Source organism: Neobacillus sp. NPDC093127 (assembly GCF_044754175.1).
Classification (GTDB): domain Bacteria; phylum Bacillota; class Bacilli; order Bacillales; family Cytobacillaceae; genus Neobacillus.
Window position 1 is genome coordinate 402,758 of the sequence record NZ_JBIVOP010000001.1, and the last position, 26,779, is coordinate 429,536.

The 26,779-nt window shown below is 40.5% G+C and carries 28 protein-coding genes; all 28 read right to left on the minus strand.

What is annotated here, in order from left to right:
• Positions 1–87: 87 nt before the first annotated feature.
• The 28 genes from rseP to ffh all read right to left on the minus strand — a co-directional run bounded on the left by rseP (position 88) and on the right by ffh (position 26,772).
• Entirely contained in the window at positions 88–1,347 is a 1,260-nt protein-coding gene (gene rseP, locus ACIQCO_RS01995; protein WP_400425274.1) for an RIP metalloprotease RseP, read from the minus strand.
• A 17-nt stretch (positions 1,348–1,364) separates the two neighbouring features.
• Complete coding sequence (dxr, locus tag ACIQCO_RS02000) at positions 1,365–2,507, minus strand: 1-deoxy-D-xylulose-5-phosphate reductoisomerase (protein WP_400425277.1); 1,143 nt, start codon at positions 2,505–2,507, stop codon at positions 1,365–1,367.
• A 37-nt stretch (positions 2,508–2,544) separates the two neighbouring features.
• The gene (locus ACIQCO_RS02005) at positions 2,545–3,327 is read right to left on the minus strand and encodes a phosphatidate cytidylyltransferase (protein WP_400425280.1); all 783 of its coding nucleotides are present in this window, start codon (positions 3,325–3,327) and stop codon (positions 2,545–2,547) included.
• A 26-nt stretch (positions 3,328–3,353) separates the two neighbouring features.
• Positions 3,354–4,130, minus strand: a complete 777-nt coding sequence (locus ACIQCO_RS02010; protein ID WP_400425283.1) for an undecaprenyl pyrophosphate synthase — start codon at positions 4,128–4,130, stop codon at positions 3,354–3,356.
• Between the two features lie 284 nt (positions 4,131–4,414).
• Positions 4,415–4,972 carry a ribosome recycling factor gene (gene frr, locus ACIQCO_RS02015; protein ID WP_400425286.1) on the minus strand — a complete coding sequence of 186 codons (558 nt, stop codon included), beginning with the start codon at positions 4,970–4,972 and terminating at the stop codon, positions 4,415–4,417.
• Positions 4,972–5,697 (minus strand): UMP kinase, encoded by a 726-nt coding sequence (gene pyrH / locus ACIQCO_RS02020; RefSeq protein ID WP_400425289.1) that lies wholly within the window; start codon positions 5,695–5,697, stop codon positions 4,972–4,974. The genes frr and pyrH overlap by 1 nt, the downstream gene beginning before the upstream one ends.
• Positions 5,698–5,874: 177 nt before the next feature.
• Entirely contained in the window at positions 5,875–6,759 is an 885-nt protein-coding gene (gene tsf, locus ACIQCO_RS02025) for a translation elongation factor Ts (RefSeq protein WP_400425292.1), read from the minus strand.
• A 264-nt stretch (positions 6,760–7,023) separates the two neighbouring features.
• Complete coding sequence (rpsB, locus tag ACIQCO_RS02030) at positions 7,024–7,722, minus strand: 30S ribosomal protein S2 (protein WP_024026817.1); 699 nt, start codon at positions 7,720–7,722, stop codon at positions 7,024–7,026.
• A gap of 188 nt (positions 7,723–7,910) precedes the next feature.
• On the minus strand, positions 7,911–8,690 hold the full coding sequence (gene codY / locus ACIQCO_RS02035) for a GTP-sensing pleiotropic transcriptional regulator CodY (protein ID WP_400425297.1): 780 nt from the start codon (positions 8,688–8,690) through the stop codon (positions 7,911–7,913).
• A 122-nt stretch (positions 8,691–8,812) separates the two neighbouring features.
• Positions 8,813–10,216 (minus strand): ATP-dependent protease ATPase subunit HslU, encoded by a 1,404-nt coding sequence (gene hslU, locus ACIQCO_RS02040; protein ID WP_400425300.1) that lies wholly within the window; start codon positions 10,214–10,216, stop codon positions 8,813–8,815.
• Positions 10,217–10,236: 20 nt separating this feature from the next.
• Complete coding sequence (gene hslV / locus ACIQCO_RS02045) at positions 10,237–10,779, minus strand: ATP-dependent protease subunit HslV (protein ID WP_387318856.1); 543 nt, start codon at positions 10,777–10,779, stop codon at positions 10,237–10,239.
• Positions 10,780–11,118: 339 nt separating this feature from the next.
• Positions 11,119–12,426: an FADH(2)-oxidizing methylenetetrahydrofolate--tRNA-(uracil(54)-C(5))-methyltransferase TrmFO gene (trmFO, locus tag ACIQCO_RS02050; RefSeq protein WP_400425304.1), complete on the minus strand. Its 1,308-nt coding sequence runs from the start codon at positions 12,424–12,426 to the stop codon at positions 11,119–11,121.
• Positions 12,427–12,600: 174 nt separating this feature from the next.
• The gene (gene topA, locus ACIQCO_RS02055; RefSeq protein ID WP_400425307.1) at positions 12,601–14,679 is read right to left on the minus strand and encodes a type I DNA topoisomerase; all 2,079 of its coding nucleotides are present in this window, start codon (positions 14,677–14,679) and stop codon (positions 12,601–12,603) included.
• A 338-nt stretch (positions 14,680–15,017) separates the two neighbouring features.
• On the minus strand, positions 15,018–15,905 hold the full coding sequence (gene dprA / locus ACIQCO_RS02060) for a DNA-processing protein DprA (RefSeq protein WP_400425310.1): 888 nt from the start codon (positions 15,903–15,905) through the stop codon (positions 15,018–15,020).
• Between the two features lie 122 nt (positions 15,906–16,027).
• Positions 16,028–16,930: a succinate--CoA ligase subunit alpha gene (gene sucD / locus ACIQCO_RS02065; RefSeq protein ID WP_400425313.1), complete on the minus strand. Its 903-nt coding sequence runs from the start codon at positions 16,928–16,930 to the stop codon at positions 16,028–16,030.
• 24 nt (positions 16,931–16,954) lie between these two features.
• Positions 16,955–18,115, minus strand: coding sequence for an ADP-forming succinate--CoA ligase subunit beta (sucC, locus tag ACIQCO_RS02070; RefSeq protein ID WP_400425315.1), 1,161 nt, complete (start codon positions 18,113–18,115; stop codon positions 16,955–16,957).
• A gap of 92 nt (positions 18,116–18,207) precedes the next feature.
• Positions 18,208–18,981 carry a ribonuclease HII gene (locus tag ACIQCO_RS02075; protein WP_400425318.1) on the minus strand — a complete coding sequence of 258 codons (774 nt, stop codon included), beginning with the start codon at positions 18,979–18,981 and terminating at the stop codon, positions 18,208–18,210.
• A 12-nt stretch (positions 18,982–18,993) separates the two neighbouring features.
• Positions 18,994–19,899: an L-serine ammonia-lyase, iron-sulfur-dependent, subunit alpha gene (gene sdaAA / locus ACIQCO_RS02080; protein WP_400425321.1), complete on the minus strand. Its 906-nt coding sequence runs from the start codon at positions 19,897–19,899 to the stop codon at positions 18,994–18,996.
• 26 nt (positions 19,900–19,925) lie between these two features.
• Positions 19,926–20,588 carry an L-serine ammonia-lyase, iron-sulfur-dependent subunit beta gene (gene sdaAB, locus ACIQCO_RS02085; protein WP_400425324.1) on the minus strand — a complete coding sequence of 221 codons (663 nt, stop codon included), beginning with the start codon at positions 20,586–20,588 and terminating at the stop codon, positions 19,926–19,928.
• A 189-nt stretch (positions 20,589–20,777) separates the two neighbouring features.
• Positions 20,778–21,638 (minus strand): ribosome biogenesis GTPase YlqF, encoded by an 861-nt coding sequence (ylqF, locus tag ACIQCO_RS02090; RefSeq protein ID WP_400425326.1) that lies wholly within the window; start codon positions 21,636–21,638, stop codon positions 20,778–20,780.
• A gap of 144 nt (positions 21,639–21,782) precedes the next feature.
• Positions 21,783–22,343, minus strand: a complete 561-nt coding sequence (lepB, locus tag ACIQCO_RS02095; protein ID WP_400425329.1) for a signal peptidase I — start codon at positions 22,341–22,343, stop codon at positions 21,783–21,785.
• Between the two features lie 221 nt (positions 22,344–22,564).
• On the minus strand, positions 22,565–22,909 hold the full coding sequence (gene rplS / locus ACIQCO_RS02100; protein ID WP_066085305.1) for a 50S ribosomal protein L19: 345 nt from the start codon (positions 22,907–22,909) through the stop codon (positions 22,565–22,567).
• 143 nt (positions 22,910–23,052) lie between these two features.
• Positions 23,053–23,793, minus strand: coding sequence for a tRNA (guanosine(37)-N1)-methyltransferase TrmD (trmD, locus tag ACIQCO_RS02105; RefSeq protein ID WP_400425910.1), 741 nt, complete (start codon positions 23,791–23,793; stop codon positions 23,053–23,055).
• A complete protein-coding gene (gene rimM, locus ACIQCO_RS02110) occupies positions 23,793–24,311 on the minus strand; it encodes a ribosome maturation factor RimM (protein WP_400425332.1) in 519 nt (172 codons plus the stop codon). The genes trmD and rimM overlap by 1 nt, the downstream gene beginning before the upstream one ends.
• Positions 24,312–24,324: 13 nt before the next feature.
• Positions 24,325–24,711 (minus strand): YlqD family protein, encoded by a 387-nt coding sequence (locus ACIQCO_RS02115; RefSeq protein ID WP_400425335.1) that lies wholly within the window; start codon positions 24,709–24,711, stop codon positions 24,325–24,327.
• Between the two features lie 77 nt (positions 24,712–24,788).
• Entirely contained in the window at positions 24,789–25,019 is a 231-nt protein-coding gene (locus tag ACIQCO_RS02120) for a KH domain-containing protein (RefSeq protein ID WP_400425338.1), read from the minus strand.
• A 7-nt stretch (positions 25,020–25,026) separates the two neighbouring features.
• On the minus strand, positions 25,027–25,299 hold the full coding sequence (gene rpsP / locus ACIQCO_RS02125; RefSeq protein ID WP_024030223.1) for a 30S ribosomal protein S16: 273 nt from the start codon (positions 25,297–25,299) through the stop codon (positions 25,027–25,029).
• 120 nt (positions 25,300–25,419) lie between these two features.
• A complete protein-coding gene (ffh, locus tag ACIQCO_RS02130; protein WP_400425341.1) occupies positions 25,420–26,772 on the minus strand; it encodes a signal recognition particle protein in 1,353 nt (450 codons plus the stop codon).
• Between the last annotated feature and the right edge of the window lie 7 nt (positions 26,773–26,779).

Here is a 26,779-nt window from a genome sequence, read left to right on the forward strand (position 1 = left end):
TTCGGGTTTATTCGACAGAAAACTTCATCCATATTTCTTCTTTCATGAAAAAAAAATAAGGGACCGTTTTCACGGCCCCTTACCATATTACAAGAAAAATCTTTGTATATCATTCCAGGTAACAACAAGCATTAGCAGCATAAGGAGGGCAAATCCAATAAAGTGAACCATCCCTTCCTTTTGACGGTCAATTGGTTTCCCTCTTACAGCTTCAACAGCAAAGAACATCAATCTGCCGCCGTCGAGCGCGGGAATTGGTAAGAGGTTCATTATCCCTAGGTTAATGCTTAAAATTCCTGCCCACTTCATTAAATAATAAATTCCTGATTTGGCTACCTCAGCAGTTGAATTGTAAATCCCAACAGGACCAGATAGCGCATCGATTGAAAACTGACCAGTAACTAGCTTTCCAACCATCACAAAAATTTGTGTTGTCCAGAAATAGGTTTCAGTGAACCCGGATTTTACAGCTTGGACCGGAGATTTTTCGACGGGGCTGTAAACACCGATGATTCCCAGTTTCTTGCCTTCAACTGTCTTTTCGAGCGGTGTGACGGGAATCTCCATTTCTTTACTATCACGAGTGACTGTGAAATCAAGTTTTTTATTTGGATTTTTTCGGATCATATGGACGACATCTTCCCAGCTTGAAATTTCTGAGCCATTAATACTCTGGACGACATCCCCTTGTTTAAGACCTGCAGTTTTGGCAGCTCCATCAGGGGTGACTTCGCCCAATTTTGGTTCATTCGAAGGCACTCCCTGTAGTAAAGCGATGATAATAAACACAAAGAAGGCAAGGACAAAGTTCATCATTGGACCAGCAAAAATCGCTAAGAATCTTTGCCATAACGTTTTTGAACCAAATTGCCGATCAATTGGGGCAATTTGTGATTCCACCCCATTTTCAACAATAACCGCCTGTGGATGAATGGAAAATGTTCGTAAGCTTTCATTTTCATCTTCCGGAAAACCCTTAATGACTAATTCCCGTTCAATATCCGCATACTCCACTTCAACAATCCGGCAATTAGGAAACTTTTCTTTATTATTAAGGATAATTTTTTCTACTTTTTCTTCCTTGTCAAACAAAAGACCAATCCGGTATCCCGGTTTAATTTCTACCATTTCTGGATCTTCGCCTGCCATACGGACAAATCCGCCAATTGGCAATAATCGAATCGTATAGGTTGTTTCTCCTTTTTTATGTGTGAACACTTTCGGACCCATACCGATTGCAAATTCGCGGCAAAGGATTCCTGCCCGTTTCGCGAAAATAAAATGACCTAATTCATGAAAGAAGACGAGTGCGCCAAAAATGATAATAAAGGCTATAACTGTACTCAAATATAAAACCACCTTTTTTATAGAAGTGAAGTAACATACTGCCTCGTTTCCTTATCTACCTCTTGGATTACAGCTAAACTTGGGTGCGCTATGGTTTGATGAAAGCTTAATGCCTTCTCAATCAAATCTTCAATCTGTAAGAAACGAATCTTCCCTTCTAAAAACGCTGCGACTGCCGCTTCGTTAGCAGCGTTCAAAACAGTTGGCAGCGTTCCACCCTCTTTACCAGCGATATAAGCAAAATGAAGGCAGCGGAACCTCTCAACATCCATTTCTTGAAAATGCAGTTTGCCAATCTGCGCCAAATCCAATCGATTGGCGGATAAACGAGGTAGTCGATCCGGGTATGTAAGTGCATATTGAATTGGCACTCTCATATCAGGTGTTCCTAGTTGAGCAATAATACTGCTGTCATGGAATTCAACCATTGAATGAATGATACTCTCTTTATGGAGCAGTACATCAATTTTTTCATAAGGTATTTGAAACAGCCAGTGTGCCTCAATTACTTCCAACCCTTTATTCATCATGGTTGCGGAATCTATCGTGATTTTCGCCCCCATTGACCAATTCGGATGGTTTAAGGCTTCTTGGACTGTTACATGTTCTAATTCTTTCCGGGAGCGATCCCGAAAGCTGCCCCCTGAAGCAGTTAAAATTAATCTCTCAATATTTTTCTCTTTTTCTCCCTGCAAGGCCTGAAAAATAGCGGAATGCTCACTATCAACTGGAATCAGCGAAACATTATTCCTTTTGGCAGCATCCATAACCAAATGGCCAGCGGTAACAAGTGTTTCTTTATTTGCTATTGCAATTGTTTTTCCGCATTCAATTGCCTGTAATGTAGGATTTAAACCAACACTGCCAAGAACGGCATTTACAAGAATATCTGCCTTTTCATAAACCGCAATTTCAATTAGTCCTTCATTACCATATGTTAATTTTATATGTGGGAATTCTGCTTTTAATGTATTACAGTCATGATAATCTTGTACAGAAACAAGCTCGGGCTGAAATTCTACAATCATTTTTCGAGCCAAGTCTATATTTTTACCTACCGAAATGGCAGCCAATTTAAATTCTGTTGGATGCTCGCGAATTACATCCAATGTCTGGGTACCAATCGACCCTGTTGCTCCCATTAAACTAATAATTTTCACAGATTTCATCTCCTAAAAAGTAAAGCACATGCTAAAATCACCATAGATGGAAAAAGTGTAATAATGGCCAGACAAATAATAAACTGTCAAAGCGATCGAGGATGCCGCCATGTCCCGGTAATATGTTTCCGGAATCTTTTACGTTAAAGTGTCGCTTAAATGCCGATTCGACTAAATCACCAATTTGTCCGAAAACAGAAAGCACGATTGTTATTCCGATTATCGAGCCTTTAATATCAGTGAATAATACAAATAACCCCCCTACAATGACTGCACATACGACACCGCCGATAGATCCTTCAACCGTCTTGTTAGGACTGATTTCCGGCCAAAGCTTTCTCTTTCCTAATGCTTTCCCGATAAAGTAAGCCCCTGAATCCGTCGCCCAAATCATAAATAAGGAATATAAAATATAGACAAGTCCACCATCCACCCTTGTTTCAAAGAAAAAGTAAAAGCCAATACCTACATAAAGGGCAGATAGGATGGAGAATGAAACGTCTTCAAATGTAAAACGATTCTTTGTTATGACTGTAAATGCTAATAATAAAAGAATGAACACAATACACAGCTCTGTCTTTGAATAATAGAAAGTATCTAGGACATGCTTATATTTCTCAGGGAAAAGGATAGACCAAAGAAACAAGACTGATAATAATCCATGACCTGAAAAGATGTTTAGGTTTTTCATTTTATATAACTCATACAAACCTATTGTCGCTAAAAAATACGTTAAAAGTACAAGTGGAATTCCACCATAATATACAATCGGCAAAAATAATGCCGCGGCAACGACTGCTGTTATGATTCTTTGCTTCATCTACTAGTTCAACACCTTTTTTTGTTCTATAAACCGCCAAACCGACGCTGGCGATTTTGGAAGGTTTCTATTGCTTCCAGCAAATGCTCCTCACTAAAATCTGGCCATAATACATCTGTAAACCAAAGTTCGGAGTATGCCAATTGCCAGAGCATAAAGTTGCTCAAACGTATTTCGCCGCTAGTCCGGATTAATAAGTCCGGATCAGCAAAATTTGCCGTCATCATGTAGGATGAGAAGGTTTTCTCGTCTAGTTCTGTTTCCTTCAGTATACCATTATTACAATCATTTAAGACTTGCTTAACGGCATCGACAATTTCTGATCTGCTTCCATAATTCAAGGCAAAGTTTAAGACTAGTCCATTATTATGTTTTGTTTCTTCTATAGCTTTTTCAATTGCATGCAGTGTATGTACGGGAAGCTGATTTTTATATCCCATCATTTTCACTTGAACATTATTCTCAACTAATTCAGGAAGAAATGTACCTAAAAATTCTTCAGGCAGCCTCATGATATATTCCACTTCATTTTTTGGACGTTTCCAGTTTTCAGTCGAAAAAGCATATAATGTCAGCGTTTTGATTCCAAGCTTATTTGCCAGCATCGTCGTTTTTCGAACAACTTTCATGCCTTCGTGATGGCCGGCAATCCGTGGTAACGCCCGTTTCTTTGCCCACCGTCCGTTGCCATCCATAATAATCGCCACATGATTAGGAACAGGCATTTTTTTTATTTCTTCTATCTTATCTCGGAGTGTGGAAGAATCTTTTCGGTTCTTCCTTAGCCAAAATTTATTAAACATAACATTGCTCCTCAATTAGTTAATCATTTCCTCCGATAATAAATCATTTCCATCGAACCCGGTCTATTGTTATGTAAAGGAATGTCAGGGTAGCATGCTCTTATCATACCAAAAAAGCTAGAAGATATCTCTACTAAATAACTTATGTAAATTTAAAGAAATGAAGAATAATAAATCAGAGAAAGTCCAATGCAATATATACAAATTGAAAAAGGTTTAAATATAGTGAAAAAAACCCCCTAAGAAGAGGGTTCTTACTAGAAATCCGGAAATCCGGAAGCAATTTACACTTCTAAAATTTCTTTTTCTTTATCTTTGGTAATTTGATCAATTTTAGTAATATTTTCGTCTGTTAGCTTTTGAATATCATCAGAATAGCCGCGAAGAGCATCTTCGGTAATGTCGCCATTTTTCTCCAATTTCTTCAAATCATCATTGGCATCACGGCGAATGTTACGGACGGCAACTTTAGCTTCTTCTGATTCTTTTTTAACTAATTTCACAAGTTCCTTGCGGCGCTCTTCTGTCAATTGTGGAATCGCAAGACGAATGACCATCCCGTCATTTGTTGGATTTAATCCTAAATCAGACTTAAGGATTGCTTTTTCAATGTCACCTAGTATGGATTTATCATATGGTTGAATAACAAGCAGTCTAGCTTCTGGTGTAGAAATCCCCGCCATTTGGTTAACAGGAGTTGGTGCACCATAATAATCAACCGTAATTCTGTCAAGCAATGAAGCACTTGCTCTTCCGGCACGAATGCTGGCAAGCTCGCGTGAATAAGACTGAATCGCTTTTGACATTCGATCCTTTGTTGTAGAGATGACTTGTTTTGGCATTAATGTTTCCCCCTAACGATAGTTCCAATTTTTTCACCCATAACGGCCTTTTTAATATTTCCTTGTTCCATAATCGAGAAAACAATAAGTGGGATATCATTATCCATACATAAGGAAGAAGCAGTGGAATCCATGACAGCTAATCCTTCCTTAAGAACATCCAGGAATGATAGGTCTTCGTATTTCGTAGCATTTGCATCAACTCGCGGGTCAGCAGAATAAACCCCATCCACATTGTTTTTCGCCATTAAAATGACTTCCGCATCAATTTCCGCTGCTCTTAATGCCGCCGTTGTATCTGTAGAAAAATAAGGATTACCTGTACCCGCAGCAAAAATGACAACTCGCTTTTTTTCAAGATGCCTAATGGCACGTCGTCTAATGTAAGGCTCAGCTACCTGGCGCATTTCAATGGACGTTTGCACACGGGATTCAATCCCTAAATGCTCCAAGCTATCTTGAAGTGCTAAAGAATTCATGACCGTAGCAAGCATTCCCATATAATCGGCTGTCGCTCTATCCATGCCCATTTCACTGCCGATTTTCCCGCGCCAAATGTTGCCGCCGCCAACAACGACTGCAACTTCAACTCCGAGCTCTGCTATTTCCTTTACTTGAATCGCAATCGATTTGATAACAGAAGGTTTAATTCCAAAGCTCGATTCACCTGCAAGTGCTTCTCCGCTCAATTTCAAAACCACGCGTTTGTACTTAGGACCGCTCATATAAACCTCCGTATGTATATTTTTAAAGCGTAAGCGCCTTTGTCAGGCGCTGGAGCTAGATACTAAATTTTTTCACCATTTCCTTTAAAAATAGGGAACACACCGTGTCCCCTATTCAAAAGCTATTACAGTAACATTCCCTTAAAACTTGTTTGTTTTACGCTAGAGAATATTTGACTATTGTTTGTTTACTTGGTTCATAACTTCTTCTGCAAAGTTATCTTCACGCTTCTCGATGCCTTCGCCTACTTCGTAACGTACGAATTCGCGTAAAGTTGCACCTTTAGATTCAACAAATTGACGCACTTTTTGATCAGGGTTTTTAACGAAAGTTTGGTCAAGGACACATACATCTTCAAAGTATTTTCCAAGACGTCCTTCTACCATTTTAGCAACGATGTTTTCTGGTTTTCCTTCGTTTAGAGCTTGAGTAGTTAATACTTGACGCTCACGCTCAACTTCTTCTTGTGAAACTTGATCACGAGAAACATATTTTGGTCTTAGCGCAGCGATGTGCATCGATACATCTTTAGCAGCATCGGCATCTGTAGTCCCTTCAAGAACTGTAAGCACGCTAATGCGTCCACCCATATGAAGGTAAGCGCCAAATGCATCATTATCTGTTTTTGAAACGACTTCAAAACGACGAAGGGAAAGTTTTTCTCCGATTTTCGCAATTGCAGCGTTGATATGGTCGGCAACAAGTTCACCGTTTTCCATTGTTTGCGCTGTCGCTTCTTCAACAGTTGCAGGTTTGTTTTTAATAAGATGTTCAGCAAGTTCTTTCACAAGTGTTTGGAAACCTTCGTTTTTCGCAACAAAGTCTGTTTCAGAGTTTACTTCAAGAATAACTGCATCGTTACCGTCTGTTAAAATAGAAGTTAACCCTTCAGCCGCAATACGGTCCGCTTTATTAGCAGCTTTTGCGATTCCTTTTTCACGTAAGAAATCAATCGCTTTTTCCATATCACCATTTGTTTCTGTAAGAGCTTTTTTACAATCCATCATACCTGCGCCTGTTTTTTCACGAAGTTCTTTTACCATTTGAGCAGTAACTGCCATAGTTTATTTCCTCCTTATTTATCTATGTACCCCTATCTTTGCCAATGACTCTTAAGATAAAACTTTTCTTTAAATAGTTTCTTTAAAAAAAGGTGATAAAGGGGTTCCCTCTTATCACCTTTTCATGAAATCACTAGAAATGTCTAGCTCCATCGCCTAGCCCCTCGAGGTCATAAGCCAATCACTTAGGAAGGCTAAAAACGGCCTTCCTAAGCGCTCGTCTTATGCTTGTCGGGGCTGAACAAGGCGATTCCGCTTTTCTATTTACGCTTGTACCTCTTCGCCTTGTTTAGCTTCAAGGATGGCATCTGCCATTTTACCTGTTAAAAGCTTAACCGCACGAATCGCATCGTCATTCGCTGGAATCACTACATCGATTTCATCTGGATCACAGTTTGTATCAACAATACCTACGATAGGAATGTTTAATTTCTTCGCTTCTGCAACTGCGATACGCTCTTTACGAGGGTCGATGATGAAAAGTGCATCAGGAAGCTGTTTCATATCTTTGATACCGCCTAAGAATTTTTCAAGGCGTTCTTGTTGTTTCTTTAATTGAACAACTTCTTTTTTCGGTAATACTTCGAAAGTTCCGTCTTCAGACATTCTTTCGATATCTTTTAAGCGGGCAATACGCTTTTGGATTGTTTCGAAGTTTGTTAATGTACCACCTAACCAACGTTGGTTAACATAGTACATGCCAGAACGGCCTGCTTCTTCTTTAACAGAATCTTGAGCCTGTTTTTTTGTACCAACAAATAGAACTGTTCCGCCGTTACCAGCAAGTTCCTTTACCCAGTTATATGCTTCTTCAACCTTTTTAACTGTTTTTTGAAGGTCGATGATGTAGATACCGTTACGCTCTGTGAAGATATATTTCTTCATCTTAGGGTTCCAACGGCGAGTTTGGTGTCCGAAGTGTACACCAGCTTCAAGCAATTGCTTCATTGAAATGACTGACATGTTATTTCCTCCTAATGGTTTGATTTCCTCCGCTCCTTTCATTTTTAAACAGAAACTGTCGTGAACAGCACCATCTGCTTAAATCAAAGAGCGTGTGTATTAACACCATGAAATAATATAGCACATGTACTATAAACAATCAAGCTGAACTTATAAAAAAATCCCCAGGCATGCCTGAGGATTCATTATTATTTAGATCTTAGTTTATCAAGTTCTACTAAAAACTTGTCATTTAAGACTTTGATATATGTTCCCTTCATGCCAAGGGAACGAGATTCAATTACGCCTGCGCTCTCAAGCTTTCTTAAAGCATTAACAATGACCGAACGGGTAATACCAACGCGGTCGGCGATTTTTGAAGCAACTAATAAGCCTTCACTGCCATTGAGTTCTTCAAAAATATGTTCAATTGCTTCTAGCTCACTATAGGATAATGAACTGATTGCCATTTGAACAACCGCTTTGCTCCTAGCTTCTTCTTCAATTTCTTCTGATTTTTCTCGTAAAATTTCCATCCCTACAACAGTTGCACCATATTCACCAAGAATAAGGTCATCATCTTGGAATTTTTCCTGCAGCCTAGCAAGGATTAACGTACCAAGACGCTCCCCGCCGCCAATTATCGGAACAATTGTTGTCCAACCTTCACGGAATAGCTCTCTGTTCTCCACAGGAAAAGCAGTATATTGACTTTCGAAATCAAGATTTGATGAAGTTTCTTGAATACTAAATAACCCATTTGTATACTCTTCAGGAAATTGACGGTCCTCGAACATTTTTTTCATGCGCTCGTTTTCAATTTGCTGATAGATAGAAAAGCCTAAAAGCTTCCCACGGCGGCTGACAATGTAAACATTCGCTTCAATCGTTTCACTTAAGGTCTCTGACATTTCCTTGAAGTTAACTGGCTTTCCTGCGGCTTTTTGTAATAAAACATTAATTTTTCTTGTTTTTGAAAGTAAATCCATCGTGTTTCTTCCTCCTAATTGACTATAACCATTATTAAATTTTATTGTTCATTTTTTGATGCAATAGGTATATATGTGCCTCTAAGTCCTACCATAAAAATCAAGTTGAAGAGGCCCTGTTCCTAAAGGATAAATTGACTTAAATCTTTATTTTTAGAGATAGCTCCAAGCTTATCATCTACATACTGTGGTGTAATCGCGACTTTCTCCAATGAAATATCCGGCGCTTCAAAAGATAAGTCTTCTAAAAGCTTTTCTAATATCGTATGAAGACGTCTTGCCCCAATATTATCTGTATTTTGATTCACCTCGAAGGCTACTTCAGCAATTCTACGAATAGCATCGTCAGAAAATTCAATTTGTATACCTTCTGTTTCCAATAATGCTTGATATTGCTTAATAAGAGCATTATCCGGTTCAATCAAGATCCTGTAGAAGTCCTCAACAGTCAGCTTTGTTAGTTCCACACGGATTGGGAAACGCCCTTGAAGCTCCGGAATTAAATCGGATGGCTTCGCCATATGAAAAGCTCCTGCAGCAATAAATAATATATGATCGGTTTTTACTGAACCATATTTAGTTACCACTGTCGAACCTTCCACTATCGGTAAGATATCCCTTTGAACCCCTTCTCTTGAAACATCCGCGGAAGAACCACCGGAATTTTTACTGGCGATTTTATCAATTTCATCAATAAAAATAATACCCGTTTGTTCGGCACGATAAACCGCTTCTGACGTTACTTCATCCATATCAATTAGCTTTGCAGCCTCTTCGCTTGTTAGTACCTTTCTTGCTTCCCGAACCGTTAATTTTCTCTTTTTGCGTTTTTTTGGCATAAAACTGCTGAGCGCATCCTGCATATTCATGCCCATTTGCTCAATTCCTGAGCCTTGAAGCATATCAAACATGGACGGAGCCTGCTCCTCGACTTCTACGGTAACAATTTCATCCTCTAAATCACCTAGAGCCAATTTCTCTTTTACAATCTTTCGTTTTTCCTGAACTGAGTAATCTTCCTGATGTGTCTCTTGCTCGGGAGAGGAATTTCCGCCTCCAAACAACATCTCCAGCGGATTTTTATAGTTTGTTGCTTTTTTAGCTGTTGGAACGAGTAAATCAACAAGCCTGCTATTGGCATTTTCCTCGGCTCGTTCTTTTACGCTTTGCATCCGATCCTCTTTTACCAAACGAACGGAGGTTTCCGCAAGATCCCTAACCATGGATTCAACATCCCGGCCAACATAACCCACTTCTGTAAATTTAGTGGCTTCCACTTTAATAAACGGGGCACCGACAAGCTTGGCAATTCTTCTGGCTATTTCTGTTTTCCCAACTCCAGTAGGTCCAATCATCAAAATATTTTTGGGGATGATTTCTTCCTGAAGCTTATCATTCAATAAACCCCTTCGATATCGGTTCCTAAGTGCCACCGCAACCGCCTTCTTCGCATCCTTCTGTCCAATAATATATTGGTCAAGTCTTTCCACAATTTGGCGGGGGGTTAAATTAGTTGTTCTTCCCATAGTTATTAATCTCCTTCCCGTTATAGCTCTTCCACGATAATGTTGTGGTTCGTATATACACATATTTCCGCAGCTATTTCTAAAGAAGCTTTTGCTATTTCTTTCGCTGATAAATGTTCCCCTGAATATTTTTTCAGTGAACGCCCTGCAGCTAATGCGTAGTTCCCCCCAGAGCCAATTGCGAGAATTCCATCGTCAGGTTCGATTACTTCACCTGTGCCGGATACAAGCAGCAAATAGTCCTTATTCATGACAATTAACATTGCTTCTAACTTTCTAAGGATTTTATCGCTTCTCCACTCCTTCGCAAGCTCGACAGCTGCACGTTGAAGGTTACCATTAAACTCCTCTAATTTTCCTTCAAAAAGTTCAAAAAGGGTGAAAGCATCGGCCACAGAACCAGCAAAGCCGGCCAGCACCTTACCATTAAATATCTTTCTAACCTTTTTTGCTGTGTGCTTCATCACTACAGCATTGCCAAATGTGACTTGACCATCACCTGACATCGAGCATTCACCATTATGATGGATTGCAAATATGGTTGTTGCATGAAATTGGCCCATTTAGCTAATCCTCCTTTTGGAGTATTTTTCTTTTACGTATTGTATGATATGTAACAAAAGAATAAATCTAGGACATAAAGTGATGAAAACTGTATTCATTTATACCCTCCGACGATGGGCAATATACGTAATTTCAACTGTTTATTCGCTTGTTCATTCATGAAAAGAAAGAAATTACTGATAGCAAGTTGGGAATGTTCAATTTTATATTCTGCTTAATTTCTCTCCATTTGTAAATACGTAATAAGTAAAGTTAAAAAAACATTCACATTTGTCTTACTATTTACTTCGCAAGGCCTACTAAATAGTAACATACTTCGCTAGGCCTTGCAATAAACTTTACAAAACTTTCACAAAGTTCTGAATTGTTTCTAACGCACGATTTGCATGCTTTAGGTTTCTTTCCTGCTTCCCTTTAATCCTTTCAGGCAATTCCGGAAATAATCCGAAATTTGCATTCATCGGCTGGAAATTACCAGGATTGGCCGTTGTAATATAACGAGCCATGCTTCCAATGGCGGTTTCAGCAGGAAACACAACTGGGTCCATTCCCTGAACCAATCTGGAAGCATTGAGGCCGGCAATTAAGCCGCTTGCGGCCGATTCGACATACCCCTCAACACCGGTCATTTGACCGGCAAAGAATAAATCTTCACGGTTTTTGAATTGATAAGTTGCTTTCAGCACCTTTGGTGAATTAATAAAGGTATTGCGGTGCATAACACCATAGCGAATAATTTCTGCATTTTCAAGACCGGGAATTAACTGAATAACTTCTTTTTGTGCCCCCCACTTTAAATGTGTCTGAAATCCGACAATATTAAATAAAGTTCCAGCGGCATCATCTTGACGCAGCTGGATAACGGCAAAGGGCCTTTTTCCAGTTTTCGGATCCTCTAAACCAACTGGTTTTAATGGTCCAAATAACATCGTCTTTCTCCCTCTTGCTGCCATTACCTCAATTGGCATACAGCCTTCGAAAAAGATTTCCTTTTCAAATTCCTTTAAGGGAACCGTCTCTGCAAGGGTTAGAGCATCATAAAAACGATTAAACTCCTCTTCCGTCATTGGGCAGTTTAAATAGGCTGCATCCCCCTTATCATAGCGGGATTTCAAATAAACCTTATCCATGTTTATACTTTCTTTTTCCAGAATCGGTGCCGCTGCATCATAAAAATACAGGTAATCCTCACCCGTTAAGCTTTTCAGCTGTTCCGAAAGGTCCGGACTTGTTAGTGGCCCTGTCGCAATGACGGTAGGACCTTCGGGAATTTCGACTACCTCCTCGTTAACGACTGTAACGTTCTCATGGTTTTTGACCAGTTCAGTAACTTTTGCAGCGAATTCATGACGGTCAACCGCCAATGCCCCGCCTGCCGGAACAGAACAGACGTCAGCCGCAGCAATAATCACGGAATCAAGCTTTCTCATTTCTTCTTTTAACACCCCAACAGCATTTGTCAACGTATTCGCCCTGAGTGAATTACTGCAAACCAATTCTGCAAATTTATCGGTATGGTGTGCTGGTGTCTGCTTTACTGGCCGCATCTCATAAAGGCGCACCTTTACCCCCCGCTTAGCGATTTGCCATGCAGCTTCACTGCCAGCCAGACCAGCGCCAACCACGTTTATTGTTACGTCTTTCATGTAGAAACCTCCTGAATCAAGCTAATTATTTATGTATATCACCGAGAACGAAGTAACTATTATTACTTTCCCCTTATTTTAAGTCCATCTTGCATTGTACTATACGAAACAAAAAGAAAAAAGTTTTATGTTTTTACAAATGTAAAAGAGTGGACGTTGTCCACTCTTCTACTCTTAGCTTTGCGGTTCTTCCTTGTAGTCGCAATTAACGCATTGGACTTGAACACCTTTTTTTAACTTCTTTTCTACCAACAGACCTTCACATTTAGGGCAAGGCCGCGACAGAGGCTTATCCCAAGAGATGAATTCACATTCCGGATATTTAGTACAGCCGTAAAACAGCCTTTTTTTCTTGCTCTTCCGCTCAATAATCTGTCCTTCTTTACAATTAGGACAGGTAACACCGATTTCTTTCACGATTGGTTTTGTGTTCCGGCAATCCGGGAAGTTGCTGCAAGCCATAAATTTCCCATAGCGACCCATTTTAAACACCATTGGACTGCCACAGTTTTCACAGTTTTCACCAGCAGGTTCATCCTTTATTTCTATTTTTTCCATTTCCTGTTCTGCTATTTTTAAATGTGTCTCAAATTCTTTGTAAAAGGCATCAATCAGTTCGATCCAAGGCATTTTTACATCTTCAATATGGTCTAATCCTTTTTCCAGCCACGCTGTAAATTCCACATCTATGATATCCGGGAAGAATTCCACCATCACCTCATGAACAATTTCCCCAAGCTCAGTAGGGACGAAGCGTTTATTATCAAGTGCTACATAGCCGCGCTTTTGAATGGTGTCCAATGTTGGCGCGTACGTTGATGGCCGGCCAATCCCAAGTTCTTCTAACGTTTTTACAAGTCTTGCCTCCGTGTACCTTGGCGGCGGCTGCGTGAAGTGCTGCTTAGGCTCAATATCCTTCTTGATTACTTCATCCCCCTCTTTAAGGTCGGGAAGCATTTTATCTGGTCCATCCACTTGGTCATCGGAGCCCTCAACATAAAGCTTCATGAAGCCGGGAAACTTTATTTTTGAGCCATTGGCGCGGAACAGGATATTTCCATTCTGCAAATCAACACTCATCGTGTCCATGACCGCCTGCGCCATTTGGCTGGCTAAAAACCGATCCCAAATTAATTTATATAGGCGGAATTGATCCCTTGACAGAAACCCCTTCAAACTATTTGGATCTCTTAAAGTACTTGTCGGACGAATCCCTTCATGGGCATCCTGGGCCTTCGCTTGCTTTTTTTCTTTTCTTTGTTCTTCTTTTAAATAATTTTCACCATATTCAGTCCGTATGTACTCAGCGGCTTCTGTTTGCGCGACTTCGGAGATTCTGGTCGAGTCCGTTCTCATATAGGTAATGAGACCAACCGTTCCTTCTTTACCAAGCTCAATCCCTTCATACAGCTGCTGTGCCAGCATCATCGTTTTCTTTGCACGGTAATTCAGCTTTCTAGCTGCTTCCTGTTGTAAGGAGGACGTAATAAACGGCGGCGCCGGGTTTCTTTTTCGTTCCTTTTTTGTAACAGAAATGACTTTGAATTTATTATCGTCCATTTGCTGTAGAATCGTTTGGACATCCTGTTCAGATTTCAGATCAAATTTTTCTTTATTAGCTAAAGAAAAATACTGTCCGCTAAAATGATCTTTGCCTTTTAAAAATTCACCATCTATTGTCCAATACTCTTCAGGAATAAACGCATTTATTTCTTTTTCCCTATCAATGATCAGGCGGACCGCAACGGATTGAACCCGGCCTGCACTAAGCCCTTTTTTTACCTTTTTCCATAGTAATGGACTAATGTTATAGCCGACAAGCCGGTCTAGAATCCTCCGTGCCTGCTGCGCATTAACAAGATCCATATTAATTGGACGAGGATGCTTAAACGATTCTTTAATCGCATCTTTCGTAATTTCATTAAAAACAACACGGCAGTCAGATGTAACATCAACATCTAAACTATGTGCTAAATGCCAGGCAATTGCTTCCCCCTCACGATCCGGGTCAGCTGCGAGATAAATTTTCTTTGCCTTTTTTGCTGCAGTTTTCAATTCTTTTAATACCGGGCCCTTACCGCGAATGGTAATATATTTTGGTTCAAAGCTATTTTCAACATTGACACCCATTTGGCTCCGCGGCAAATCGCGAACATGGCCCATCGATGCTTTAACTTTATATTTATTCCCTAAATATCGCTCAATCGTTTTCGCTTTTGCTGGCGATTCGACGATTACAAGAAAATCTGCCATTTAAATCCTCCTTAAGAGGGAAAGTGTGAAAGCCCTTGAATTCGGTGAATCCCGTTTCTAAGATGCTTATGATTTGATAAGTTTTCCTAAATCCCAGTATAACAACTTGGAGCGGAGAAAATACTTTACAAAACTGCCTATCCCAAAATTTCATAATATATGTTAATTACAAGTTTATTTATTCTTTATATTTATATTCTATTTTTCGAACATCTGTTGGAAAATGTATAACATAATAGAAATTATTGCAACCTTTTTAAGCTAATTTCTCCACATATTCAGAAAAAACCTGCTAAATCTGCTAATTTATTTTAAAGATTATTAGCTAATTCTCGGTTTTACCTTATTTCTTCTAGAATATCTTTAGCACTAGTCACTAGTTTTGCCCCATGTTGAATCAATTCGTTTGCTCCAATGGAATAAGGATTAAAGATGCTTCCTGGTAATGAAAACACTTCTCGCCCCTCGTTAACCGCATAATTTGCCGTAATCAACGAACCGCTCTTTCGTTTTGCTTCTATAATAAATGTCCCATTTGATAGACCGCTAATGATACGATTCCGTGCCGGGAAATGCCATCTGAGCGGCTTTGTGTCCGGAGGATATTCAGAGACTATTAGCTGTGTTTTCATCATTTCTAATGCAATTCCCATATTTTCTTTTGGGTAAATATGATATAAACCACCCGCAATAACAGCAATTGTTTTCCCGCCATTTTTTATTGCATATTCATGCGCTAGCGCATCAATCCCCTTGGCCAAACCACTGACAATGAGGACGCCATTGTCAATTAACTCTGGGAAGATTAACCTGATAGCATTTTTTCCATATGGTGTCGCCTGGCGAGATCCTACCACGGCAAGTTTTGGTTCTCTATCAAGCAGTGAAAGATCTCCTTTCGCAAATAAGGCCCAGGGCGGCTGGTAAATTTCTTTTAAATACCGAGGATATTCCTTATCTATAATCGTAATGACGTTAATATCATTGGTCTCGTATTGGCGAATTTGTTCGTGAATCATTTCAGGATGAAGAGATATAATAGAAGATTTGGCTAAGGAGCTATCGCGGTTAATGGGTGAAAACAAGGAAATCTGCTGTGGCAATTGGGTTTGGAGCCTGTACAAGGACTGGAGCGTCGGGTCTTTTTTTAACATTTGAAAAACAGTACTCCATGAGATATTTGGGTAATGAAGCAAATGAATCAGTTTTTCTTTAAAGTCATCCATCTTAAACTAATCCTCCTTAATATTTATTATACATGCAGAAATAGCCCCTCAATTATGAGGGACTATCAGTATTAACTTGATGTAAAATATTAGTGTGTCTGGCTTAAGAAGCCTTCCGATTTTCAGTGTGTTTTACACTTTTCATATAAACCTTGTTCTTTTAATACTTCAATTAAGGTTTCACCCATTACAGATGGTGTATCAGCTACCTTAATGCCACATTCGTTCATGACGCGGATTTTTTCATCTGCAGTACCTTTACCGCCAGAAATAATGGCACCGGCATGGCCCATGCGCTTTCCTGGAGGCGCAGTTCGTCCGCCAATGAAGCCGACAACAGGTTTTGTCATGTTTGCTTTTACCCATTCTGCCGCCTCTTCTTCAGCCGTTCCGCCAATTTCACCGATCATGATAACAGCATATGTTTCAGGGTCTTCATTAAATGCTTTTAGCACATCGATAAAGTTTGTCCCGTTAACAGGATCGCCGCCAATACCAACTGCTGTTGTCTGCCCAAGACCAGCTTGTGTTAATTGATGAACCGCTTCGTATGTTAAAGTTCCAGAGCGGGAAACAACGCCAACATGGCCTTTAGTATGGATGTATCCAGGCATGATGCCAATCTTACATTCATCAGGAGTGATTACACCTGGGCAGTTCGGACCAACTAAACGAGTCTTCTTGCCTTCCATATAACGCTTTACTTTGACCATATCTAATACTGGGATATGTTCAGTAATACAAATAGCTAAATCCAATTCTGCATCAACGGCTTCGATAATGGCATCTGCTGCAAACTGAGCCGGAACGTAAATGACGGATGCTGTAGCGCCAGTAGTTTCCACTGCTTCCTTCACTGTATTAAATACAGGCACACCTTCAACTTCCATGCCGCCTTTTCCTGGAGTGGTACCGCCAACTATTTGTGTACCGTATTCAAGCATTTGTTTTGTATGAAAAAGGGCTGTAGAACCAGTTATCCCTTGAACAATAACTTTTGTATCTTTATTAATAAAAACGCTCACGTTAATTCCCCTTTCTTATCGATCCTATTTCACTAATGCAACGATTTTTTGTGCGCCGTCAGCCATGGATTCAGCAGCAATTATGTCAATGCTTGACTCAGCAAGGATTTTCTTCCCTAAGTCAACATTTGTTCCCTCTAAACGAACAACAAGTGGAACACTTAGACCAACCTGCTTAGCCGCTTCTACTACACCCTCTGCGATAACATCGCACTTCATGATTCCGCCGAAGATATTTACGAAAATACCTTTTACGTTTGGATCAGAAAGGATAATTTTGAATGCTTCAGTAACCTTTTCAGCTGTAGCACCGCCCCCAACATCAAGGAAGTTAGCGGGGTCGCCGCCGTAATGCTTAACGATGTCCATTGTTGCCATCGCAAGACCGGCACCATTAACCATACAGCCGATATTTCCATCTAAGGAAATATAGCTTAAATCATATTTAGATGCTTCGATTTCTTTGGCATCCTCTTCTTCAAGGTCACGATACGCTAGTACATCTTTTTGACGATATAACGCATTGGAATCAAAGTTTAATTTGGCATCTAACGCGATAACTTTTCCATCACCTGTTACAACAAGTGGATTAATTTCGGCAATCGAGCAGTCTTTTTCAATGTAGGCATTGTATAAAGCTGTCATGAACTTTACCGCTTGATTGACTAACTCTTTTGGAATATTGATATTAAAGGCGATTCGGCGTGCCTGGAATGGCTGCAGGCCAATCACTGGGTCGATTTCTTCTTTAAAGATCTTCTCCGGAGTCTTTTCAGCAACCTCTTCAATTTCCGTTCCGCCTTCTTCCGAAGCCATTAAAACAACACGTGAAGTGGCACGGTCTAATACTAAACCAACATAATACTCTTTTTTGATGTCACAGCCTTCTTCAATAAGCAAACGTTTTACTTCTTTACCCTCAGGTCCCGTTTGGTGTGTTACCAAGGTTTTTCCAAGGATTTCATTCGCATATGTACGAACCTCATCAAGGTTTTTCGCAACTTTAACACCACCGGCTTTCCCCCGTCCGCCTGCGTGAATTTGCGCTTTTACGACACACACTTTAGTGCCTAATTCTTTTGCCGCTTCCACTGCCTCTTCAACAGTGAATGCCACTTTGCCGTTTGGAACTGCTACCCCGAATTGCTTGAGGATCTCTTTCCCTTGATACTCATGGATATTCATTTCCCATCCTCCTAAATCTTACTCTTCTAAAAATTGACTCCGTTTTCATTTTATATAATGACAGATACCTTGTCCACCAATATGCAAAAAAATTATATTTTGATAATATCCTTGATTGGTGCAAAGCTTTTTCGATGATAGGGAGTTATTCCATGCTGCTGAATCGCATTTATATGTTCCTTTGTCCCATACCCCATATTTTGTTGAAAATGATAGCTCGGGTATTCTAGCGAAATTTCCTTCATCAGCTTGTCTCTTGCCACTTTTGCAATAATAGAAGCAGCTGCGATGGAAATACTTTTTGCATCCCCTTTAATAATCGATTCTGATGGGTAGGGAATTTCTAGCTTCATTGCATCAATCAGCAAAAAATCCGGTTTAGGCTGTAACGATACGATTGCTGCTTTCATTGCTTTTTTTGCCGCTTCATAAATATTGATTTCATCAATTTCGTTTGCATCAATCATAGATACACTAAATGCCAGTGCTTCTCTGCGAATGATGGCATCGTATTCCAGGCGTTTCTTTTCAGTTAGTTTTTTAGAATCATCAATCCCAGCCAAGAAAAAGTCAGCAGGCAAAATGACAGCGGCCGCAGTAACCGGACCTGCAAGCGGACCTCTGCCGACTTCATCGATACCTGCAATCAATTCAAAGCCACTGGAACGCCATTTATTTTCATAGGTGCTCATTTCAAGGAATCTTTCTTTTAACCGTTGTTCCTCCGCGATCTTCTTGCGCCATTTCTCTATCAACTGTTGAACACCCTTGCGCTCATCTTGAAGGATTTGTTTCAAAAACGGGTCATTTTCATCCTTACTATTTTCTAATTGTCTTGCTGCTTCTGCAATTGTTAGTACCTTCATTTTTTCACCCGTTTAGGATATAATCAGATTTTTAAGTTTAACGGTGTTTCCGCTGCCGAATATTTCTTGTTCAAGTCTTCTGCCTGTCGGTGTCGCAGCAAGTCCGCCCTCAGCAGTTTCCCTTAACGAAGAAGGCATCGATTGGCCGATCAAGAACATGGCGTGAATGACCTCATCACAAGGAATTCTGCTTGTTACACCGGCAAGTGCCATATCCGCAGCCGTAATGGCATTGGATGCGCCCATTGCATTCCGTTTTACACAAGGGACTTCCACTAACCCTGCTACTGGGTCACACACTAAACCAAGCATATTCTTTAACGTGATAGCCATCGCCTCTGCAGCCTGCCGTGCAGAGCCGCCAGCCAATTCTACAATCGCCGCCGCTGCCATTCCGCTGGCAGAGCCTACTTCTGCTTGGCATCCCCCTGCGGCACCAGAAATGGAGGCGTTATTTGCGACTACGAAACCGAAGGCTGCTGCTGTAAACAAAAATTCAATCATTTCTTCTCTGGTTGGCTGCAATTTTTCTTTTACGGCAAATAAAGTCCCTGGTACTACACCCGCTGAACCTGCTGTTGGTGTCGCACAGATTACGCCCATTGCGGCATTCACTTCATTGGTTGCCACTGCTTTACTGACCGCATCTAATAGAACTGTACCCCCAAGTGCCTTCCCGCTTTTAATATAGTTCTGGATGAGCACGGCGTCACCTCCGGTAAGGCCTGTATGGGAATGTACACCCTTAAGACCTCTTTCCACCGCCTGTTCCATTACCGTTAAATTCTTATCCATTTTCGCGATTACTTCTTCTCTCGTAAGACCCGATACTTCTACTTCTTGACGGATCATGATTTCCGCGATTTTTACTTGATTCGTTTCTGCAAGTTGGACAAGCTCCGCTACATTTCGAAACATGATCATACCTCCTGATGTTGATTAATCTATTCAGCCATCCGAATAATTTTCGATACATTTGCAAGATTACTTAATTCCTCTATCACCATATCCTCAATTTTCTGGTCGACTTCAATGACCATTAAGGCCATTTCCCCTTTGTCCAATCTTGAAACCTCCATATGGCCGATGTTAATTTGATATTTTGATAATACACTAGTTACTGCTGAAATGATTCCAAAGCGATCTTGGTGGACAACCAAGATAGCGGGATGCTCGCCGGACAGCTTTAACGGGAAGGAGTTTAATTCAGTAATTTCAATGGTTCCGCCGCCAATTGAAATCCCGACTAACTCAAGTTCTTCGTCCCCGCCATATAGGTTTATTTTAACGGTATTTGGATGATCGGTTACGGCTTCTTCCGTCTGAAACACAACCTCTAAACCAAGGTCCTTTGCTATTGCCAATGATTTAGGCATTCTTTCATCAAATGTATCCAGATCTAAGAGGCCTGCAACAATCGCAAAGTCTGTTCCGTGACCCTTATATGTTTTCGCAAATGAACCGTATAATGAGATAATCGCCTTTTTCGGTAGTTTGCCAAACAAAGTCCTAGCAACCCTGCCAATGCGCGCTGCACCTGCTGTATGAGAGCTTGACGGTCCAATCATAACCGGACCGATAATATCAAATGCTGAACGATATTTCATTTAAGTACGCTCCTTTATCAAGTAATAAATCTTAGTCGTTAAACTAATTTTACGAAAATAGCTCCAATGTAACCAGAGATAAATGCTGGTAAAAGTAAAAAAAATGAAAGAAATAGTTAATGAGAACGTTTTCCACTCCGATTGGCTCAAAAATAAGCTCCCCATTCAGGAGAGCTTCATGCAGTTTCATTATTCCTTCATTACATCGGCAGGTCGTTCAAACGTAAGCCGGCCAAATTTCTCCGACCTAATCTCTCTTATCACCAATTCCGATACCTTATCATAATCGACGATGCCCCCAGCCATAAGACAGCCGCGGAGCTCACCTATATGGTCAAACATTTCGACAACGTTATCTGGTAGAATCTCCAGATTGTAACGTTCTTTTAAACGCTTTGGATAGGCACGTTCTAGAAATCTAAGTGAGTAAACGGTCAGGTCCTGGAGGTTTAATAATGTATCTTTAATCGCTCCTGTGATAGCCAGTTTCATCCCAACCTCTTGGTCTTCAAACTTTGGCCATAATATCCCTGGAGTATCAAGCAATTCCATTTCCTTGCCAACTTTAATCCATTGCTGCGATTTCGTTACCCCCGGTGTATTGCCTGTCTTTGCGATATTTTTTTTGGCGAGGCGATTGATAAGTGTCGATTTGCCTGCATTAGGAATGCCAACAATCATCGCACGAATCGCCCTTGGGTTAACGCCTTTTGCTCTCATTCGATCAAATTTTTCTTTTAGAATTTCATGTGAGGCTTGGACAATCGTTTTCATTCCTTCTCCAGCCTGAGAATTTATTGCCAGGGCTTTTATCCCTTTATCCGCAAAGTGGGCAATCCATTCCCTTGTCACGTCTTTATCTGCCATGTCCGCTTTATTTAACAAGACTAATCTTGGTTTATGCTGGATAATTTCATCAATCATCGGGTTTCTCGAGGAATACGGAATTCTTGCATCAACCAATTCGAAAATAATATCAACCAGTTTTAACTTTTCCGTGACCTCTCTGCGAGCCTTGGCCATATGGCCAGGAAACCATTGGATCGTCAAAGCTGCCACCTCCTCTAAAAGCGTAAGCGCCTTGACCAGCCCCGACAAGCATAAGATAAGCCGGCAGGAAGGTTGCTTTTTAACCTTCATGACGGATTAGCTTATGACCTCGAGGGGCTAGGCGCTGAAGCTGGATAGTAAGTTCTATTTCGCTGTAACAAAATGTGCATCTTTAATCGGCCAATAGACGACACTTGTTTTGCCGATAACCTTACTCATTGGAATCGTTCCGATGTGTCTAGAATCTTTACTCCAGCGGCGATTATCTCCCATGACAAACAATTCACCTTTCGGAACCGTTTTACGGCCGACCATGGTTTCTTCTAACGTAAAGGAAGCGGTAAGCGGTCCATCCTCTACCTCTTTCTTATATTGATCCAAATAAGGCTCTTTATATGCTTTACCATTAACATATAACGTATCATCCTTATACTCAACCGTGTCACCAGGAAGACCAATCACACGCTTAATGTAATCCTTTTTCTCAGGTGCATGAAAGACAATGATATCAAACCGCTTCGGCTCACCAATATCATAACTGAATTTATTAACAATCATTCGATCTTGGTCTTTCAATGTCGGCATCATCGATAGCCCATCGACTACAATTGGAGCAAAAAGAAAGTAGCGAATAACCGCTGCCAAGGCTACAGCAATCAACAGGGCCTTTGTCCATTCCCATAGTTCATTTTTCTTTTTTGTCATACTTTCCCCACCAATCATTATTAAAACTCATATACAGCCTATTTTACATAACTTAAACAAATTTAACACGATGGGATTATCTTTTTTAATCAAACTTTAATAAATAGTTAAAAAAACAGTAACAATTCGGGGAGTCCGATATGATTATTCTTTCTATCAGAGAAGAAGATATGTATTAAAAAAAAGAGCCTGCTCCTAAAGCAAGCTCTTTCCTTTTCATATTAGCGGATCTCTTTAATTCTTGCTTTTTTACCGCGAAGTTTACGCAAGTAGTAAAGCTTAGCACGGCGAACTTTACCGCGACGAAGTACTTCTAGCTTCGCAATTTTTGGTGTGTGTACTGGGAAAGTACGCTCAACGCCTACTCCGTAAGAAATTTTACGAACTGTAAAAGTTTCGCTAATTCCACCACCACGACGCTTAATCACAACACCTTCAAATAACTGAATACGCTCACGAGTACCCTCGACAACCTTAACGTGTACACGTACAGTGTCACCAGGACGGAACGTAGGAAGATCAGTACGAAGTTGTTCTTTTGTGATTTCTTCAATCAATTTTTGCATCGTTTTCAACTCCTTCCAACAGATGCTCATGCACATTAATTACCTTATACCCTGCAGCGGAACATCGTTATAAGACTATCACTGAAACATATCAGCTCAAGTCACAAGTAGTATCATACCATAATTATTGCAGGCTCGCAATATTACTCGCAATCTTTTTTTACTTCTGCCAGACATTTTTCTTGTTCCGCTGTGAGTTCTATTTTATCCAATAAATCAGGACGTCTTAAAAGGGTACGTCGTAATGCCTCTTTATTCCGCCATTCTTCAATTAATTTATGATTTCCCGACAACAATGTATCAGGGACCTTCATACCGCGAAAATCTGCGGGTCTAGTGTAGTGTGGATGTTCTAAGAGCCCCGTACTAAACGAATCCTTCATATGTGATTCCTGATTTCCTAATACTTCCGGTAAAAGGCGGACCACACTGTCGATCACGACCATTGCTCCAAGCTCGCCGCCAGTCAGGACATAATCACCAATCGAGATTTCATCCGTCACCACATGCTCACGGATACGTTCATCATAGCCCTCATAATGGCCGCAAATAAATAGTAAATGCTCTTCATTTGCCAGTTCCTCCGCTTTTCGCTGCTCATAGCGTTCGCCTTGCGGGCAAAGCAAAATCACCCTTGGTTTGCTGCTTTTGGCCTTTTCCTTCAGAGCGGCGACAGCATCAAAGATTGGCTGTGGTTTTAATACCATGCCAGCCCCGCCGCCATATGGATAGTCATCAACCGTAGAATGTTTGTTATCGGCATATTCACGGAAATTAACGACATTATAGTTGACCGCTGCTTTCTCAGCTGCTTTTTGCAAAATCGATTGTCCCAGTACCCCGGAAAACATTTCTGGAAATAAGGTAAGAATATCAATCTGCATCATGAAAGTAACCCTTCCATTGGCTCAATGATAACGATTTTTTCTTGTACATCTACTTTTTTGACTACCTCATGGATATACGGAATTAGGACTTCCTTACCGCCTTTTCCTTTAACCACCCAAACATCATTGGCACCAGGGGAGAGAATTTCAGCTATTTTTCCGATTTCCTCTCCTTCAGTTGTTGAAACAAGGCAGCCGATAATTTCGTGGTAATAAAATTCATCTTCTGCTAATGTGCCAAGCTGTGATTCCGGCACTTTCAATATCCCGTCCCTAAACTTTTCAACTTCATTGATATTATTATACCCTTCAAATGTAAGTAATTCGAAATTTTTATGGGTCCTGTGGCTTTTGACTGTTAGTTCAATTGGCGTATTTGAATTAGGCATAAATAAAAATAAAACATTTCCAGCTTTATAGCGTTTCTCAGGGAAGTCCGTTTTTGAAATGACTCGCACTTCACCTTTTATTCCCTGTGTATTGACGATTTTCCCAACATTGAACCATTTTTCCATATTTTTCACACCTTTAGCGTATTTCAACTATTATACCGTCGCTTACGATAATTTCGGATTGTCCAAGCTGTTCATCCCATTTATCACCAACGTTTATTTCTACAAGGGATTGAACTTCCTTTTCCTTTATTTCACTGCCTAACGGTAGGATATGTAATTGTTCCACTTGAAACTCAAGAAGCCTTATTTTTTCTTTACGCATTTGAATTTCTTTTTCAAACTGTTTTCTCAATGTCCCCGGTGAAAGGTTTTTGGACTTTTCTAACCGTTTTAATTCAAATTGAAGCTGATCGCACTCTTTCTGGAGCTGCAGCTTCTTTGAATGGTAACCATTGAAAAGCTGTTGTTTGCTATTTTCTGTTAATAATTGCTTAACGATAACGGTTTGGATTATTTGCATAATTTGGCCCCCTTTTGCATTTTTTATAGCAAAAAAGGGAGGATATTTATTCCTCCCTTTTATCTAGATGCAAAAAGCTATTCACCAATTTCTAGAAAAATTTTCTTTTGTTGTGATGATCCCGCTGCATATACAACAGTTCTAATGGCCTTTGCAACACGCCCCTGTTTGCCAATCACTTTTCCCATGTCTGTCTTGTTAACAGAAAGCAGATAGGTAATTCGTGAATCGTCTTCCGTGACATTTATATGAACATCTTCCGGAAAATCAACAAGAGGCTTAACAATCGTTTCGATTAGTTCCTTCATCCTGCGATTACTTGCTTAATTTTGCATTATGGAATTTTTCCATGATGCCTTGGTTTGAGAACAGGTTCCGAACAGTATCAGATGGTTTTGCACCATCTTTTAGCCATTTAAGAACTAATTCTTCGTTAATTTCTACTTTAGCCGGCTGCGTTACAGGGTTGTAAGTTCCAACGATTTCAATGTAACGTCCGTCACGAGGAGAACGAGAATCTGCTACTACGATACGATAGAAAGGAGTTTTTTTAGCTCCCATACGTTTTAAACGAATTTTAACTGCCATTTTAAATAAGCACCTCCGAATAGTTTCACACAAGATAGTATAATATCAATTCTTTATTAGTTTGTAAAGTGTTTTTTCTTTACAGTCATTATTTCCAATAATTTCGCAAAATAAAACAAGCTAAAATGGTTTAAATGGAAATTTAAACCCGCCTTTTTTCTTGCCTTTTTGCTGCATACCTGTCATTTGCTTCATCATTTTTTTCATGTCTTCGAACTGCTTGAGCAGACGGTTCACCTCAGTGACAGTTCGGCCGCTGCCTTTGGCAATCCGGTTTTTGCGTTTGGAGTTCAAGATTTCAGGATTATTTTTTTCTGCCTTGGTCATCGACCTAATGATGGCTTCCACATGGGCAATTTGCTTCTCATCGATTTGCATGTTATTTAAACCTTTGATTTTGTTCGCACCAGGCATCATCTTTAATAATTCATCAAGCGGACCGAGGTTACGGACCTGGCCGAGCTGTTCCAAAAAATCCTCCAGCGTAAATGTTGCTGTCCGCATTTTCTGCTCTAGCTCTTTCGCCTTTTCTTCGTCAACATTTGCTTGTGCCTTTTCAATCAGGGTCAGCACATCGCCCATGCCGAGAATTCTTGAGGCCATTCGTTCCGGGTGAAACGGTTCCAAGGCATCCATTTTCTCGCCTAGACCGACAAATTTAATCGGCGTTTGGGTAACGGCGCGAATGGAGAGTGCCGCCCCGCCTCGAGTATCACCGTCTAGCTTCGTCAAGACAACGCCGGTTAAACCAAGTTGTTCATTAAAGCTTTGGGCCACATTGACAGCATCCTGCCCCGTCATGGCATCAACAACAAGGAAGATTTCATCTGGTTTGGTTAATTCTTTAATGTCCTTCAACTCGCCCATTAACGCTTCATCGACATGTAGACGGCCAGCGGTATCAATCAGGACATAATCATGATGCTCCTCTTTTGCCTTTGCAATTGCCTGCTTAGCAATTTCAACAGGGCTCACTTGATCGCCGAGAGAAAAAACCGGCATGTCTAATTGTTTGCCGAGAGTTTGCAGCTGCTTAATTGCAGCCGGACGGTAAATGTCCGCGGCAACTAGCAATGGTTTGCGATTATACTTCTTTCGAAGCAGGAGCGAAAGCTTACCAGTTGTCGTTGTTTTACCAGCACCCTGGAGCCCGACCATCATGATGACAGTTGGCGGACGGTTTGATGCTGCAATCTTACTTTGCTCGCCTCCCATTAATGCGGTCAATTCCTCATTAACAATTTTAATGATTTGCTGACCTGGAGATAAGCTCTTTAGTACTTCCACCCCTACTGCACGTTCGCTGACTTTCTTCACAAAGTCTTTCACAACTTTGAAATTTACGTCAGCTTCAAGCAGCGCAAGGCGGACTTCGCGCATCATTTCTTTTACATCCGCTTCCGAGACCTTTCCTTTTCCACGGATTTTTTGGATGGTATTTTGCAGTCGGTCGGCTAATCCTTCAAATGCCATTCATGCC

Excerpts from the sequence above, each read along its gene's own strand:
- rplS (WP_066085305.1), bottom strand. The coding sequence starts at position 22,909 with ATGCAAAAATTGATTGAAGAAATCACAAAAGAACAACTTCGTACTGAT.
- ACIQCO_RS02010 (WP_400425283.1), bottom strand. The coding sequence starts at position 4,130 with ATGTTTAATAAATTTTGGCTAAGGAAGAACCGAAAAGATTCTTCCACA.
- codY (WP_400425297.1), bottom strand. The coding sequence starts at position 8,690 with ATGGATTTACTTTCAAAAACAAGAAAAATTAATGTTTTATTACAAAAA.
- lepB (WP_400425329.1), bottom strand. The coding sequence starts at position 22,343 with ATGACAAAAAAGAAAAATGAACTATGGGAATGGACAAAGGCCCTGTTG.
- rimM (WP_400425332.1), bottom strand. The coding sequence starts at position 24,311 with ATGGAAAAATGGTTCAATGTTGGGAAAATCGTCAATACACAGGGAATA.
- trmFO (WP_400425304.1), bottom strand. The coding sequence starts at position 12,426 with ATGAAAGACGTAACAATAAACGTGGTTGGCGCTGGTCTGGCTGGCAGT.
- ACIQCO_RS02005 (WP_400425280.1), bottom strand. The coding sequence starts at position 3,327 with ATGAAGCAAAGAATCATAACAGCAGTCGTTGCCGCGGCATTATTTTTG.
- ffh (WP_400425341.1), bottom strand. The coding sequence starts at position 26,772 with ATGGCATTTGAAGGATTAGCCGACCGACTGCAAAATACCATCCAAAAA.
- ACIQCO_RS02115 (WP_400425335.1), bottom strand. The coding sequence starts at position 24,711 with ATGCAAATAATCCAAACCGTTATCGTTAAGCAATTATTAACAGAAAAT.
- ACIQCO_RS02120 (WP_400425338.1), bottom strand. The coding sequence starts at position 25,019 with ATGAAGGAACTAATCGAAACGATTGTTAAGCCTCTTGTTGATTTTCCG.
- trmD (WP_400425910.1), bottom strand. The coding sequence starts at position 23,793 with ATGCAGATTGATATTCTTACCTTATTTCCAGAAATGTTTTCCGGGGTA.
- rpsB (WP_024026817.1), bottom strand. The coding sequence starts at position 7,722 with ATGTCAGTCATTTCAATGAAGCAATTGCTTGAAGCTGGTGTACACTTC.
- dprA (WP_400425310.1), bottom strand. The coding sequence starts at position 15,905 with ATGGATGACTTTAAAGAAAAACTGATTCATTTGCTTCATTACCCAAAT.
- sdaAA (WP_400425321.1), bottom strand. The coding sequence starts at position 19,899 with ATGTTTCGAAATGTAGCGGAGCTTGTCCAACTTGCAGAAACGAATCAA.
- pyrH (WP_400425289.1), bottom strand. The coding sequence starts at position 5,697 with ATGAGCGGTCCTAAGTACAAACGCGTGGTTTTGAAATTGAGCGGAGAA.
- sdaAB (WP_400425324.1), bottom strand. The coding sequence starts at position 20,588 with ATGAAATATCGTTCAGCATTTGATATTATCGGTCCGGTTATGATTGGA.
- sucC (WP_400425315.1), bottom strand. The coding sequence starts at position 18,115 with ATGAATATCCATGAGTATCAAGGGAAAGAGATCCTCAAGCAATTCGGG.
- topA (WP_400425307.1), bottom strand. The coding sequence starts at position 14,679 with ATGGCAGATTTTCTTGTAATCGTCGAATCGCCAGCAAAAGCGAAAACG.
- rpsP (WP_024030223.1), bottom strand. The coding sequence starts at position 25,299 with ATGGCAGTTAAAATTCGTTTAAAACGTATGGGAGCTAAAAAAACTCCT.
- tsf (WP_400425292.1), bottom strand. The coding sequence starts at position 6,759 with ATGGCAGTTACTGCTCAAATGGTAAAAGAACTTCGTGAAAAAACAGGC.
- ACIQCO_RS02075 (WP_400425318.1), bottom strand. The coding sequence starts at position 18,981 with ATGAAGGTACTAACAATTGCAGAAGCAGCAAGACAATTAGAAAATAGT.
- hslU (WP_400425300.1), bottom strand. The coding sequence starts at position 10,216 with ATGGGAAGAACAACTAATTTAACCCCCCGCCAAATTGTGGAAAGACTT.
- hslV (WP_387318856.1), bottom strand. The coding sequence starts at position 10,779 with ATGGGCCAATTTCATGCAACAACCATATTTGCAATCCATCATAATGGT.
- frr (WP_400425286.1), bottom strand. The coding sequence starts at position 4,972 with ATGCCAAAACAAGTCATCTCTACAACAAAGGATCGAATGTCAAAAGCG.